This is a genomic window from Mesorhizobium sp. 1B3 (genome assembly GCF_050958605.1).
GTDB lineage: Bacteria > Pseudomonadota > Alphaproteobacteria > Rhizobiales > Rhizobiaceae.
On record NZ_JBJHDO010000013.1, the window covers coordinates 73,682 to 87,791 of the forward strand.

The window sequence follows — 14,110 nt, forward strand, 5'->3', positions numbered from 1 at the left end:
CGGAGAGCAACCGGGAGGAACCGCAAATGTCCGTGCAGAACACGTCCGCGACCTCTTCCATCGCCGTTCCGGCAGCGTCCAAGCGCCGCCTCCCGGTCGAAGCGAGCATCCTGCTCATCCTGATCGGCATCGCCCTGGTCTTCGAAGTGCTGGGCTGGATCGTCATCGGCCAGAGCTTTCTGGCCAACCCACAACGGCTGACGATCATGATCCTGCAGGTTTCGGTGATCGGCATCATCGCGGTCGGCGTCACCCAGGTCATCATCACGGGCGGCATCGACCTGTCGTCGGGCTCTGTCGTCGGCCTCACCGCCATGATCGCGGCGAGCCTGGCGCAGTCCTCGGCATGGACGAAGGCGCTCTATCCCGCGCTGACCGACCTGCCGCCGATCGTGCCGGTCCTTGTCGGCCTCGGCACCGGTCTCCTCGCCGGCACGATCAACGGCTTGCTGATCGCCTACACCAAGATCCCGCCCTTCATAGCGACGCTCGGCATGATGGTGTCGGCGCGCGGCCTGTCCAAATGGTACACCAAGGGCCAGCCGGTCTCCGGCCTGACGGATTCCTTCACCACGATCGGTTCCGGCATCTGGCCCGTGGTGATCTTCCTCACGGTGGCGTTGATCTTCCATGTCGCGCTCCGCTACACGCGCTATGGCAAGTTCACCTATGCGATCGGCGCCAATGTGCAGGCCGCCCGGGTCTCCGGCATCGACATCGAGCGGCACCTCATCAAGGTCTATGCTATTGCCGGCCTGCTTTCCGGACTGGCCGGCGTCGTCACCGCCGCGCGCGCCCAGACCGCGCAGGCCGGTATGGGCGTGATGTACGAGCTGGACGCCATCGCCGCGGCCGTCATCGGCGGCACCTCACTCACCGGCGGCGTCGGGCGCATCACGGGGACGGTGATCGGCACGATCATCCTGGGCACCATGACCTCCGGCTTCACCTTCCTGAGGGTCGACGCCTTCTACCAGGAGATCATCAAGGGCATGATCATCATCGCCGCCGTCGTCGCCGATGTTTACCGGCAGAAGAGCCGGAAGAAGTAGCCGCGGGGGCGCGGGGACCCCTCATCCGACCGAGCTTCGCTCGGGCACCTTCTCCCACAAGGGGAGAAGGGAACGACCGCCGCAACGTCGATGCCAACCGCCAGCGTTTGCTATTGGCAGGAGCGCTCATGCCAAACTCCAGCCTTCTCCCCTTGTGGGAGAAGGTGGCCTCGCGAAGCGAGGTCGGATGAGGGGTAATCGCTCAGGAGCGTTTGGAAAGCCTGGTGAAATGGCCCATCTTGCGGCCCGGCCGGGCTTCGGCCTTGCCGTAGAGATGCAGGACGAGGTGAGGCTCGGCGAGCAGCGCCGGCACCTTTAGCACGTCGTCGCCGATCAAATTCTCCATAACGCAGTCCGAGTGGCGCGAGGCGTCGCCGAGCGGCAGGCCGGCGACGGCGCGCATATGCTGCTCGAATTGCGAGATCGCGCAGGCGGCCTCCGTCCAGTGGCCGGAATTGTGGACACGCGGCGCGATTTCGTTGGCGAGCAAGCCGCCATCGGCGAGCACGAAGAATTCGACGCCGATGACGCCGACATAGTCGAGCGCCGACAGGATGGCGAAGGCTGCCGCGCGTGCCGCCGCCGCCGTTTCGGGCTTGATGGCGGCCGGCACGGTGGAACTGCGCAGGATACCTTCGCGGTGGACGTTCTCAGCCGGCTCGTAAGCCGCAAGGGCGCCGTCCCTGCCACGTGCGGCTATCACCGAGATCTCGCGTTCGAAGGGCACGAAGCTCTCCAGGATGAGCGGCACGCCACCCATTGCCTGGAACACCCCCGCCGCTGGCTCGCCGGCACGGAAGACGCGCTGGCCCTTGCCGTCATAGCCCAGGCGACGGGTTTTCAGGATGCCGGCGCCGCCGAATTTGTCCAGCGCCTGCGCCAGTTGCGCGTCGCTGTCCACGGCACGAAATTCCGCCGTGGATATTCCGATATCGTTCAGGAAGGTTTTCTCGACCAGCCGATCCTGGGCCACCTCGAGCGCCCGCGCCGGCGGGAAGACAGGGACCAGGTCCGACAGCTTCTCGGCGGCCGCGACAGGCACGTTCTCGAATTCATAGGTGACGACGGCGCTTTCCCGGGCGAGCTCGGCGAGGGCAGCGGGGTCGTCATAGGCCCCGACGATCTGGCGATTCGCGACCTGGGCTGCCGGACAGCCCGGCTCGGGTTCCAGGACGATCGTGCGGTAGCCCAGGCGCGCCGCGGCCATCGCCAGCATTCGACCGAGCTGGCCGCCGCCGACGATACCGATGGTCGAGCCGATGGGAAGGGCGGTCATGCCTGGTCCGACGGTCTGTCGGCCACCTTAGCGGTCTGCGCCGCGCGCCAGTCGTCGAGGCGTCCGGCGAGCGCTGGGTCGCCAAGCGCAAGCACCGCGGCGGCAAGGAGAGCGGCGTTGACGGCGCCCGCCTTGCCGATGGCGAGCGTGCCGACGGGAATGCCGGCCGGCATCTGCACGATGGAAAGCAGGGAGTCCTGGCCGGAGAGCGCCTTCGATTCAACCGGCACGCCGAAGACGGGGAGCGGGGTCAGCGCCGCGGCCATTCCCGGAAGATGGGCAGCACCGCCGGCGCCGGCGATGATCACCTTGAAACCGGCTTCCTTGGCACCCCTGGCGAATTCGTAAAGGCGTTCCGGCGTGCGGTGCGCCGAAACGATGCGGGCGTCGTGGGAAACGCCCAACGCGTCGAGCGTTTCGGCGGCATGACGCATGGTCGCCCAGTCGGACTGACTGCCCATGATGATCGCGACGTCGGCTCGGCTCACCAGCATCTCCCGGATTATCCGCGCGGGATTAAGCGGTGAATGGTGAATGGTCAATGGTGAATGGCTTTCTGCGGAACGCAGCCGTATGCGTTCCGTTCACCCTTCACCATTCAGGCGATGATGTCGGGGATGATCCTGTCTTCCAGCATCTTGAGCTTGTCCTTGAGAACAAGCTTCTTTTTCTTCATGCGCTGAATCTGCAGCGGGTCGCAGCCGGTTGCGATCATGGCGTTGATGGCCGCGTCGAAATCCGCATGCTCCTGCTTCAAACGTGCAAACTCGAGACGAATCTCGGCCTGTTCCTGTTCCGACATGTCTACCGTCTGAAGTCTCCGACGCCACTTCGAGGCGCCAACCGGCGGGTCCGGAGCCTCTCGAATCCGGCGGCCAGCTCTTACCACATTTCAAGGCTTCGGGAAATGCTACTACGACCTATTCGACTTTAAGCCGACTTGGTGTCAGAGTGTCACCGTACCGTCACGGGACCGGCCGGCCCCTCGGACGGGCCGTAGGCGGTGCTTCGAGAAACCATGAAAGGGAGAACCAATCATGTCTCTTGCATCCCATCTTGATGAGCTGAAGCGCAAGCACGGTGACATCGAGCGTGAAATCGACGAAGCGATGGCGCATCCGTCGGTCGACGACCTTGAAATCGTGAGCCTCAAGCGACGCAAGTTGGCGCTCAAGGACGAGATTGAAAAGTTGAGGTCGCGTTCCACGACCCATTGACCCCCAGCATTCCAATTGCCGTGCGCGGCGCACGGCCTAGTCGGCGGCAGCCCTGCCGCCGACTCTCCCTATAAGCCTTTGTGCGGCGGCAACACCGGCTGAATCTCAACCTCCTCCTTCTTCGGGTTCGGGGTTGGCGCGCGGGTCGAGGTGCACGGCCTCCGGCGTGACCGCCCGGTCGGCCGGCATCGTCTGGAAGGCTTCGCGGGCCTCGAGCGGCACAGGAGCGCGGCGGTTGACGCGCAAGGCGGCGTAGCCAGCCAGCAGGAAATGCGCGAGCGCGGTGGCAAGGAACAGACCCTCGGGATGCAGCCTGTCCATGAGGGCCGCCGCGATCACCGGGCCGATCATGGTGCCGAAGCCGTAGAGCAGCAGCAGTCCCCCCGACACCTTCACGAATTCCTCGGCGCTGGCATGGTCGTTGGCATGGGCGACGGCCACCGAATAGAGCGTGTAGGCGAGCGCGCCGTAGCAGGCCGTCATGGCGATAATGAAAAAGGCGGAGCGCGGCGCGACGATATAGATCAGCACGCCGATCAGCGCGGCTCCGAGTGCGGCTCCGCCGAGCACGTAGCGCCGGTCGGTCACGTCCGAGATGCGCCCCACCGGCATTTGCAGCACGGCGCCGGACACCACGACAAGGCTCATCATCAGCGCGATCCCGGCCGTCGAAATGCCGATGCGCGCGCCATAGACGGCGCCGAGCGTGCCCCAGGCGCCGTTGGCGACGCCGATCAGCAGGCAGCCGACGAATGACACGGGCGAATTGTCGTAGAGTTTCCCAAGATCGAGTGAGACATCCTGCAGGGGTTTCGGCATCGCCTGGCTCGATACGGCTGTGGGGATCAGCGAGCAGCAGAAGAAGATGCCGGTGACCATGAAGAGGGCGTCGGTGCGGATGTCGCCCGCCGCGACGATCATCTGGCCGGCCATGATGGACGCATAGGTGACCATCATATAGAGGCCGAAGACGGTGCCGCGGTTTTCGTTGGTCGCCCGCTCGTTCAGCCAGCTCTCGATGACCATGAAGGCGCCAGCCATGGTGAAACCGGTGAAGGCGCGCAGCACGATCCATACTGTCTGTTCTATGATCAGCCCGGTGAGCAGCGCGATGATGGCGCCGAACGCGGCGAAGGCGCCGAAGGCCCGCACATGACCGGCCCGACGCACGAGGCGCGGGGCGAAGAAGCATCCCGTGACGAAACCCGCGGCCCAGGCTGTTCCCATGAGGCCGAGAGCCGTGGTGGAGAAGCCTTCGAGCTGACCGCGCAACGGCAGGAGCAGCCCGTGCAGGCCGGAAGCGGCAAGCAGGAAGGCCGTGCCGCGCAGGAGCGAAAAGATCGGTCTGTAGGAAGCGAGCATGCGTGGGTCCGGAGGCGGGAAGGATCGGAACAATATCGTCAAACGATAAAGCGTTTCAGGCTTTTCAACGGCGATCCAGCGCCACAGGTTTCAACTTTCGCGTCGAAACAGCGCCTCCGCCGCCGCCTTTGTCGCGCCTTTGGCCTTCAGCTCGGCCTCGAGCCGGTGGATCTCGACCTTCAACTGGACGATGCGCTCGTTGAGTTCGCCCACTGACAGAAGCGAAAGATCCTGGCCGATCTCGTGAACGCGAGGCTTTTTCACAGATTCGTCGTCGAAGATGGCCATTTCGCTTCTCCGGTTTGATTGTCCAACAGGGAGAATACATAGTCGGGGATCGATGATGCAATTGCCGGCTCTGCCGGCGACAGGACGAGACGCCGATCATGACCGAAACGTTGAAGCTTCCCACCCGGATGACCGCCATCGCCATCACCGAGCCGGGCGGCCCCCGGATGCTGAAGCCGGAGAAGCGCGACGTTCCGATCCCCACGCCGGGCGAGATCCTGATCCGGGTGCGCGCTGCGGGCGTGAATCGGCCGGACGTTGCGCAGCGCAAGGGCGCCTATCCGCCGCCGCCGGGTGCTTCGGACCTGCCGGGCCTCGAAGTCTCCGGCGAGGTCGCCGCGGTCGGCGAGGGCGTCTCGCGCTGGCGTGTCGGCGACGCGGTCTGCGCCCTGACGCCCGGCGGGGGCTATGCCGAATATGCGAAGGTCCACGAGAGCAACGCGCTGCCGCTGCCGGCCGGCTTCACCTTCACCGAAGCGGCGGCGCTGCCGGAGACCTTCTTCACCGTCTGGCATAACGTCTTCGAGCGCGGCGCGCTGAAGAAGGGGGAGAGCTTCCTCGTGCATGGCGGCTCGTCCGGCATCGGCACCACCGCGATCCAGCTCGCCTCCGCCTTCGGCGCCTATGTGCTGACGACCGCCGGCTCGGACGAGAAATGCGCGGCCTGTCTTTCCCTCGGCGCCGACAGGGCCATCAACTACCGGCGGGAAGATTTCGTGGCCGTCACCAAGGAGGCGACGGGCGGGCGCGGCGCCGACCTGATCCTCGACATGGTCGGCGGCGACTATGTCGCGCGCAATTACGACGCCGCCGCCGTCGACGGGCGCATCGTGCAGATCGCGACCCAGGCCGGGGCAGTGGCGAGCGCCGACTTCGCCAAGCTCATGGTCAAGCGTCTCATCCATACGGGCTCGACGCTTCGGCCGCGCACGGTCGAGTTCAAGGGCGCGGTGGCGGCGGCATTGGAGGCGCAGGTCTGGCCGCTTCTGGCAGACCGCCGCATCGCCCCGGTCATGGACATGATCTTTCCCTTCCGCGAGGCATGGCGAGCACATGAACGCATGGAAGAAGGCGAGCATATCGGCAAGATCGTGCTGGACGTCGCCTGAACGAGACAGTTCTCGCATGCAGAGATCTTTGCACCCCATAGATCTTCCGCCTCGTCGAGAAATCGTTGCGAAGAGGCGGACGAACCGCTATATGAAGCGCGATTTCCCAATTTTTGGTGGTTTCCATCCACCGCCCGCGCCAGGGACGCGGGCGAACGAGAGGATTTGACCCATGGCCAACACGCTTCTGATGCCCAAGGCGACCGCCGTCTGGCTGGTCGACAACACCGCGCTGTCCTTCGACCAGATCGCCCAGTTCTGCACGCTGCACCCGCTCGAGGTGAAGGCGATCGCCGACGGCGAGTCGGCGCAGGGCATAAAGGGCATGGACCCGATCATGACCGGCCAGCTCACCCGCGATGAGATCGCCAAGGGCGAGAAAGACCAGAACTATCGCCTGAAGCTCTCGGAGCCGAAGGTCCGCGTGCCGGAAACCAAGCGCAAGGGCCCGCGCTACACGCCGCTGTCGAAGCGACAAGACCGTCCGAACGCCATATTGTGGCTGGTGCGCAATCATCCGGAGCTGAAGGACGCGCAGATCTCGCGCCTGGTCGGCACGACCAAGTCGACCATCGAGCAGATCCGCGAGCGTCGGCACTGGAACTCCGCCAACCTGGTGCCGATGGATCCGGTGACGCTGGGGCTCTGCTCGCAGACCGACCTCGATATCGAGGTCCAGCGCGCCTCGCACGGCAAGCAGCCCGCCGCGCCGGTGGGCGACACGCTGCTGCCCGCGGCTCTCACCGAGCGCCTGTCGCCAGAAGCCGAGAAGCCGGACGAGGAAAAGGAACTCGATCCGAACGCCGTCTTCGCCAAGCTCTCCTCGCTCAAGGGCCGCGTCCAGGAGGACGAGGAGGAATAGGGCAGGAATTCCTGCGGAGTACGGAGCGTGTGAGGACCCCTCATCCGACCGCGCTTCGCGCGGCCACCTTCTCCCACAAGGGGAGAAGGTGGAGCTTGGCACCGGCGCTTCTGCAAAGTTGCAAACGCTGGCGATTGGCATCGGCGTCGCGGCCGTCTTCCCTTCTCGCCTTGTGGGAGAAGGTGGCCTCGCGAAGCGAGGTCGGATGAGGGGGGCTTCGGCCATCTGCCTCCGCGGTCGGTCCGCCTCTCATGGCTGAAAACTAGCCACGCGCGAGCGCCCGCAGGCGCATCATGCGCCAGCGCAGCTCGGGCCGCTCCGAGGCCCTGAAGGAGAGCACGATCTGGCGCGACCGGCGCGGGCCGGAAAGTCCGGCGAAGAAGATCGATTCCTCTATGGTCGGCTGGACGCCCGCCGCGGCGAAAGCCCAGCTGTCCATGCCGGCAGCAATGAGGATCAGCCGACCTTCTTCGTCGCGCATGAGACTGACGTCGGGATGAAGGTGGAAGCGGACGGTCACCGCATCGCGGCCATTGGCGGGGGCGACGCCACCGCGGGCGACGAAGAAGCGGTCGGCCCCGTCGAGCATGTCGCCGTCCCTGGACAAGGTCAGCTCACGTTCGTGATAGAGGCCGAAGCGGGCAACATAACCGTCATGGCTGGCGACGAAGCCTTGCTGTCCCGCCGCGTCCGTCCTTTCGCAGCGCACGGTCTTCGGCCCGTCCACCAGTGGCTGGCCGATCAGGCCGTTGACCCGAGCCGAATGGCTGAAACGCGCCGAGGAGGTGTCGTTGAGCACGGCCGTCGAATGGGCGGCGGTAGCCCGCGCCAGCGGCCGGAAATCGTCGGCTCCGAAAGTGTCGACGCCGCAATTCACGACATAGAGCTGGCGGCTGGAAGACAGTTCGAAGGATAGGCATCCCGCATGCGCGTCATCCGACAATTCGACGGACGGCGGCGCGCCGGTGTCGGCGATCACGGTCGTACCGCCCATCGACAGGCGCTCATAGCCGGAATGGGGGGCATGCAGAAGTGGCGCGCCGCCCGTATCGTCGTGGCGCAGGATCGCGGCGATGCGGTCATGGATGGTGATGCCCATGCCATTGAACCGGGCCAGGCTTCCGTCCTGATGGCGGAAGAAACGCAAGGCGGGCAGCATGCGCTCGACCGCCGCGATCAAGGCAGGCGGGGGCGTCTCCGCCTGGTTGGCGTAGGTCTGGCGCAGCGGCAGGAGGTCGGCCAGCAGCTCCAGCACGGCCGCCGGATTGCGGGAAACATGACCGCCATCCGGAAGGATCTGAAGTTCTATCTCATGGGCCAGATTGCGGGTGGCGTTCCTGAGCGTCGAGGCCGGCATGGGCAGCGACAGCGCAGCGAAGGCGAGCGCGATCCGCGCCCTGAGCCGCTCCGCGCCGGGCGCCATCTCCGGAGCCATGGAGCGAAGGTAACGGATCTGGATGGCAAGGGACTTCAGGAAAGCCCGATAAAAGGAGAATTCCGCCCCTTGCAACACCACGGAGGAGTGCTGGAGCCAGGAGATGATACGTCGCGCGGTCGTGGCCGGCTTCCAGGCAGGACGGGTAATGCGCCCGCCATGGATTGCGATCCAGTCCGAGACCAGCGCGCGAGCATTGGCCGAGGCGAGCTCCGTGCCGGCTGCACGCATGTGCCGCAGCCAGCGAAAGCCGTGCAGCGATTTGCGCCACGCGCGATTGGCAACGTCGAGCTGGAAAGGTGATGCGCCGCCAGTCTCGACGAGATGGCCAGCCAGTGGAAAGCGGCCGTAATAGATTTCGGTCGCGATCTGCGGATCGGCCAGCCTGAGATCCGGTGGCGCGATCAGCACGCGATCAGGCGTGCGGCCTGTGTATCGCCAGCGATAGACCGGGCCGGAGCGCAGGCGCCGGCGGGTGCGACGCCACAATTCGCGGGCGACCAGTCCCCACAGGCGCGGTACGTCGCCGGCACTCGCCAAGAACTGCCTCCTGAGGCCAGCCCCGCCGGACAGCGGGTTGTTCCGGATGATGTCCCCCGGCTGCATGTCGCTCATGATGGATGAGAAAGTCCCTGCTGTTTCCAAGGCATCCGCGTTCAGGACTTCAGACCCGGAACCACACCGCACCGGTGCGGCATTGTTGATTTCCGACGGTCCGGAACCCGCGCGTTGCGCTGCCGATAGCAGCGAGTTCCAGATTCGCCATGCCGCCAGTGTAGTTGATTAATGGTTTACTGCGAGGGTGAAAATTCCTTTACCACCAGGCAAGCGCGGGTTCTATGCCGGTTAACCCTGCCGACGCATGCGGGCGGCGAAGAAGCCATCCATGCCCGAAACCTCCGGCGAATCGAGAACCATGTCGGCTGGCGTCGTGCGCAATGTGCCTTGCGGCGTCAGGAACGGATCGGCACCGGCGGTTTCCCCCGGCTGGATCGGTTCGGCCATGACCTCGTGCTCCTCTTCCAGAAAGGCGGCGACCAAGGTTTCGCCCTCCAGTGGATCGAGCGAGCAGTTGGAGAAGACGATCAACCCGCCGGGCTTCACCCATCCCACCGCGCGGGCAAGAAGACGCCGCTGAAGCCCCGCGAGCTTCTCGATATCGTCAGGAGACTTCGTCCAGGGCACGTCGGGATGGCGCCGCACCGTTCCGGTGGACGAGCAAGGCGCATCGAGCAGCACAGCATCGAACAGCCTCGGCGGCGTTGCCGTGCCGATATCGGCTTCGACGATCTCGGCCGAGAGCTTCAGCCGCTCGAAATTGGCGGCGAGGCGCTTGAGACGGCTCTTCGACGCGTCAACCGCCGTGACGCGTGCCCCGGCGAGCGCGAGTTGCGCCGTCTTGCCGCCCGGAGCGGCGCAGAGGTCGGCGACATCGAGCCCGCTGACCTCGCCGAGCAGGCGCGCCGGCAGGGCGGCGGCAGCGTCCTGCACCCACCATTCGCCTTCGCGGAAGCAGGGCAGATCCGAAACTTGCGCCGGCAGCCGCTCGACACGGACAGTGCCGGTGGGCAGAACGATACCGCCGAATTTTTCGGCCCAGCCCCGCGGGTCGGACTTGACGGTGAAATCGGTGGGCGCCTCGATCCTGTGGGAGGCGAGAATGGCCTTCGCGCGGTCCGGCCCATAGGCGTCGGCCAGGCGCTCCGCGAACCATTGCGGCGCGTCGTCGTTTCTGGCGAGCTCGGCGGGCAAGGCTCTGTCCTTGACCCGGACGAGCGCCCGCAGCACGCCGTTGACCAGGCCGGAGAAACGTGCCGTACGCGGATCGGACTTGGCGTGGGTGACGGCGAGATCGACCGCGGCACTGTCGGGGACGTCCAGGAACAAAATCTGCGCCGCGGCCACGTGGAGCACATGGGCGAGCGCATGGGCGTTGGCCGGCAGCGGCCGCTCCAGCCTGCGGGCGATAAGTCGTTCGATCGTGCCGCGGAAGCGCAATGCCGTCACCAATATGGCGCGGACCAGCGCCCGATCACGCATGTCGAGTGCCCGATACTGCGGATGGCCATGCTCGTGGTCGGTGAGGCCGTCGAGTGGGGTATGGGCATCGATGACAGCCGCCAACAGCTTCGCCGCCGCCTTGCGCGCTGCAAGTCCGGGTACTGTGTCGTCCGTGGTTCCGCCTTTCCTGTCCGGCTTTGGCTTCCTGGCCGCGACGGTCACGACCACGGGCCCTTCCGCCCGCCCTTGGGGCCGGTCGGATTGCGTCCCCAAGGGCCGCTCTTATGGGGCTCGGCAGGTTTTTCAGCTTCGCCCCAAGGTCCGGAATTCGCCGGGGGTCGAGGCCCCGTCGCGCGCGGCTTCGTCGGACGCACCTGCGCCTCCGGCGCGGCGGAACGGGGCGAGGCGTCGGGCGCGGTCCGGTCCGGAACCCGGCTCGACAGTTCACGTTCCAGCTCGACCAATGCGGCGATGCGGTTCTCCGTCGCCGGATGGGTCGAGAACAGATTGTCCATCCTCTCGCCCGACAGCGGATTGATGATGAAGAGGTGGGCGCTCGCGGGATTGCGCTCGGCGTCGGGATTGTGGATGCGCTGGACATTGCGCGCGATCTTGTCGAGGGCGGAGGCCAGCCAGAGCGGGTGGTCGCAGATCTCCGCGCCGCGTCGGTCGGCCGCGTATTCGCGTGTGCGGCTGATCGCCATCTGCACGAGACCGGCGGCCAGCGGTGCGACGATCATCGCGACGAGCACGCCGACGAAGCCGAGCGGATTGTTGTTGTCGCGGTTGCCGCCGAAGAAGAAGGCGAAATTGCCGAGCATGGAAATCGCCCCGGCAAGCGTGGCGGTGATCGTCATGGTCAGTGTATCGCGATGCTCGACATGGGCGAGCTCGTGCGCCATGACGCCGGCCACTTCTTCGTAGGAGAGCCTGTCGAGGAGGCCCGTCGTCGCTGCGACCGCGGCATTTTGAGGGTTGCGCCCCGTCGCGAAGGCATTGGGCTGCGGGTTGTCGATCAGGTAGACTTTCGGCATGGGCAGGCCGGCGCGTTGGACGAGCTCGCGCACGATGCCGTAATATTCGGGCGCGGTGCGCTCGTCCACCTCGACGGCATGGTGCATGCGCAGCACCATCTTGTCGGCGTTCCAGTAGCTGAACAGGTTCATCGCAGCGGCGATGAAGAAGGCAATGGTCATGCCGCCGGAGCCGCCGATGAGATAGCCGACGCCCATGAAGAGCGCGGTCATCAGGGCCAGCAGCATGGCCGTGCGCATGATGTTCATCTTGGTTCCGTGCTCCTCGAAAGGGTCGATCCTACGACCGGGCCTGTCTATATGATGATATGATGGGACGGCAAAAGCCTTCTTTCAATGCTTTGCAAGGGTTGGAACGATGATCGAGGAAGGATCGGACAAGATGGAACCCGCGCCGCAGGAAATCGCGACGGAGCAGCGGAAGCTCTCGCCGGCCGCCGCTCGCGCGCTCGCCGAAGCCCAGGCGCGTCGTGCCGAATATCTGAGGAAGGAAGCCGAAATGCCCAAGGAGATCGGCGGTCGCGGCGGCCGCGAGCCCGGCCGCTACGGCGACTGGGAGGTCAAGGGCATGACTAGCGATTTTTGATGGGTCGGTTGGTCCTGGGATGTTGGGCAGTCGGCCGAGAGGTCACGGAATGGATCCTCGGATCACCTCGCTTCGCTCGGGTCCGAGGATGACGACCGCGTTAGGCGCATACTACGATCGCCAACGTTTGCGATTGGCATCGACATAGAAGCTTCGTCATCCACGGACCCGGAGGCAAGCGAAGCGAAGCCGAAGGTGATCCGTGGATCCATGCCGTGACCTCTCGGCCGGCCGCCCCACGTTCCAATCTCCCGTCCCGCAACGCGCAATCGTAGGACGATCTCACTCCTCGACCTTCGCTGCCGGGTAGGGCGTGCCGGCGAGCATCAGCAGGCCGGCGAGCAGGAACAGGATGATCACGGCCATACCCAGACGGGCCGAACCGCTGGTTGCCGTGACCGTCGCCACCAGGAACGGCGCCAGGAAGCTCGTGGCGCGGCCGGCCAGAGCGTAGAGGCCGAAGTAGCGGCCGGCCTCGTCGGCCGCTACGCTGCGTGCCAGATACGAGCGTGACGAGGCTTGCACGGGGCCGAAGGCGATGCCGATCAAGAGGCCGAAGACGATATAGGCTTTTTCCGCCGGCGTGCCGAACGGGCCGCCCGTGTCCGCGCCGGGCAGGGACAGCAGGCCGAACAACGTATAGCCGGGGCCGGTCGAGATGATGCCGATGGTGGCGACCGACAGCAGCACCAGCGACATGACGACCACGGCCTTGGAGCCGAGGACCGTGTCGATGCGGCTCGCTGCCAGGCAGCCGGCTATGGCGACGACGTTGAGGATGATGCCATAGAGGCCGAGTTCCATGATCGACCAGCCGAACATGGCGGCCGCGAAGGTGCCGCCGAGCGCGAGCAGCGCGTTGACCCCGTCCTGGTAGATCATCCGGGCGATCAGGAAACGAAAGATACCGCCGCGCCTTCTGGCTTCCCGCAGCGTCGCCGTGAGTTCGGCCAGGCCGAGGCGTACCGCCCGGCCGGCCGGCAAGCCCTTGCCGCTGTCAGGGGTGAACAGGAACATCGGCAGGATGAAAACGAGGTACCACAGCGCGGCGAGCGGGCCGGTGATGCGCGCATCCTCGCCTTTCGCCGGATCGAGGCCGAACAGGGGAGGGACGCCCAACATGGTCTTGCCGGTCTCCGGCGAGGCCGACAACAGCACGATGACGAAGATCAGGAAGATCATGCCGCCGAGATAGCCGAGGCCCCAGGCGATGTTGGAGACCTTGCCGATCTCGTCCCTCGTGACGAGGCGCGGCATCATGGAATCGTTGAAAACGATGGAGAATTCCGCCGCGATCGAGGCGAGCGAGAAGACGACGATGACCGCGACGAGGCTCGATCCCGGTTCCGCGTACCATAGCAAGGCCAGCGCGACGATCTTGATGGCGGCAAAGAATGCGATCCACGGCTTGCGCGGCCCCGTCTGGTCGGCGATCGAACCCAGCACCGGGGACAGGATGCCGATGACGAAGCCGGCCGCGGCTATGCCGTAAGCCCAGGCGGCCTGTCCCGCCGCGTGATCGCTCGCCATGCGCGAGACGACATAGGGGCCGAAGATGAAGGTGGTGACGACTGTAAAGAAGGGCTGGGCCGCCCAATCGAACAGCATCCATCCCCAGACGCCGCGCCGTGGCGTCAAAATCCCTTGTGACGGCATTCCCTCTCCCGCTTCCCGGAGCATGCCCTGCTCCATCCGTCTGGTCCGTCTATCGGACACGCGCCTGCAGCACGGGCTCGAACGCCAGCCCCTCATCCGCCTGCCGGCACCTTCTCCCCGCCAGCGAGGAGAAGACCGATGTCGTCTCCGCTTTCGCCAAGTCGCCTACCGCTGGCGACTAGCGAAACCCATGCGGCCGTCGTCTCTCGCCCCGCTTGCGGGGAGAGATGTC

The 14,110-nt window shown here is 65.6% G+C and carries 14 protein-coding genes; 5 read left to right on the forward strand and 9 right to left on the reverse strand.

The window, feature by feature from the left end; all coding sequences use genetic code 11:
• Positions 1–26 precede the first annotated feature (26 nt).
• Complete coding sequence (locus ACCO56_RS27290; RefSeq protein ID WP_433644067.1) at positions 27–1,052, forward strand: ABC transporter permease; 1,026 nt, start codon at positions 27–29, stop codon at positions 1,050–1,052.
• 202 nt (positions 1,053–1,254) lie between these two features.
• On the opposite strand, the gene ACCO56_RS27295 is transcribed toward ACCO56_RS27290, so the two are convergent.
• The 3 genes from ACCO56_RS27295 to ACCO56_RS27305 form a co-directional block, all read right to left on the reverse strand.
• Positions 1,255–2,328 carry a 5-(carboxyamino)imidazole ribonucleotide synthase gene (locus ACCO56_RS27295; RefSeq protein ID WP_433644068.1) on the reverse strand — a complete coding sequence of 358 codons (1,074 nt, stop codon included), beginning with the start codon at positions 2,326–2,328 and terminating at the stop codon, positions 1,255–1,257.
• Positions 2,325–2,822: a 5-(carboxyamino)imidazole ribonucleotide mutase gene (gene purE, locus ACCO56_RS27300; RefSeq protein ID WP_433644069.1), complete on the reverse strand. Its 498-nt coding sequence runs from the start codon at positions 2,820–2,822 to the stop codon at positions 2,325–2,327. The genes ACCO56_RS27295 and purE overlap by 4 nt, the downstream gene beginning before the upstream one ends.
• A 104-nt stretch (positions 2,823–2,926) precedes the next feature.
• On the reverse strand, positions 2,927–3,130 hold the full coding sequence (locus ACCO56_RS27305) for a YdcH family protein (protein ID WP_433644070.1): 204 nt from the start codon (positions 3,128–3,130) through the stop codon (positions 2,927–2,929).
• A gap of 235 nt (positions 3,131–3,365) precedes the next feature.
• Here ACCO56_RS27305 and ACCO56_RS27310 point away from each other — a divergent pair, with 235 nt between their 5' ends.
• Positions 3,366–3,545: a YdcH family protein gene (locus ACCO56_RS27310; protein WP_433644071.1), complete on the forward strand. Its 180-nt coding sequence runs from the start codon at positions 3,366–3,368 to the stop codon at positions 3,543–3,545.
• A gap of 105 nt (positions 3,546–3,650) precedes the next feature.
• Here ACCO56_RS27310 and ACCO56_RS27315 read toward each other — a convergent pair whose 3' ends face one another.
• Positions 3,651–4,907, reverse strand: a complete 1,257-nt coding sequence (locus ACCO56_RS27315; protein WP_433644072.1) for an MFS transporter — start codon at positions 4,905–4,907, stop codon at positions 3,651–3,653.
• A 90-nt stretch (positions 4,908–4,997) separates the two neighbouring features.
• A complete protein-coding gene (locus ACCO56_RS27320; RefSeq protein WP_433644073.1) occupies positions 4,998–5,195 on the reverse strand; it encodes a DUF1192 domain-containing protein in 198 nt (65 codons plus the stop codon).
• Between the two features lie 98 nt (positions 5,196–5,293).
• On the opposite strand from ACCO56_RS27320, the gene ACCO56_RS27325 reads away from it, so the two are divergent.
• Positions 5,294–6,304: an NAD(P)H-quinone oxidoreductase gene (locus ACCO56_RS27325; protein ID WP_433644074.1), complete on the forward strand. Its 1,011-nt coding sequence runs from the start codon at positions 5,294–5,296 to the stop codon at positions 6,302–6,304.
• A gap of 172 nt (positions 6,305–6,476) precedes the next feature.
• Complete coding sequence (locus ACCO56_RS27330) at positions 6,477–7,166, forward strand: DUF1013 domain-containing protein (protein WP_433644075.1); 690 nt, start codon at positions 6,477–6,479, stop codon at positions 7,164–7,166.
• 262 nt (positions 7,167–7,428) lie between these two features.
• Here ACCO56_RS27330 and ACCO56_RS27335 read toward each other — a convergent pair whose 3' ends face one another.
• The 3 genes from ACCO56_RS27335 to htpX form a co-directional block, all read right to left on the reverse strand.
• Entirely contained in the window at positions 7,429–9,216 is a 1,788-nt protein-coding gene (locus ACCO56_RS27335) for a heparinase II/III family protein (RefSeq protein ID WP_433644076.1), read from the reverse strand.
• A 231-nt stretch (positions 9,217–9,447) separates the two neighbouring features.
• A complete protein-coding gene (locus ACCO56_RS27340) occupies positions 9,448–10,824 on the reverse strand; it encodes an RsmB/NOP family class I SAM-dependent RNA methyltransferase (RefSeq protein ID WP_433644163.1) in 1,377 nt (458 codons plus the stop codon).
• The gene (gene htpX, locus ACCO56_RS27345) at positions 10,821–11,885 is read right to left on the reverse strand and encodes a zinc metalloprotease HtpX (RefSeq protein WP_433644077.1); all 1,065 of its coding nucleotides are present in this window, start codon (positions 11,883–11,885) and stop codon (positions 10,821–10,823) included. Before htpX ends, ACCO56_RS27340 begins: the two co-directional genes overlap by 4 nt.
• A 133-nt stretch (positions 11,886–12,018) precedes the next feature.
• On the opposite strand from htpX, the gene ACCO56_RS27350 reads away from it, so the two are divergent.
• A complete protein-coding gene (locus ACCO56_RS27350; RefSeq protein ID WP_433644164.1) occupies positions 12,019–12,222 on the forward strand; it encodes a DUF1674 domain-containing protein in 204 nt (67 codons plus the stop codon).
• A gap of 282 nt (positions 12,223–12,504) precedes the next feature.
• Here ACCO56_RS27350 and ACCO56_RS27355 read toward each other — a convergent pair whose 3' ends face one another.
• Positions 12,505–13,878, reverse strand: coding sequence for an MFS transporter (locus ACCO56_RS27355; protein WP_433644078.1), 1,374 nt, complete (start codon positions 13,876–13,878; stop codon positions 12,505–12,507).
• Positions 13,879–14,110 lie beyond the last annotated feature (232 nt).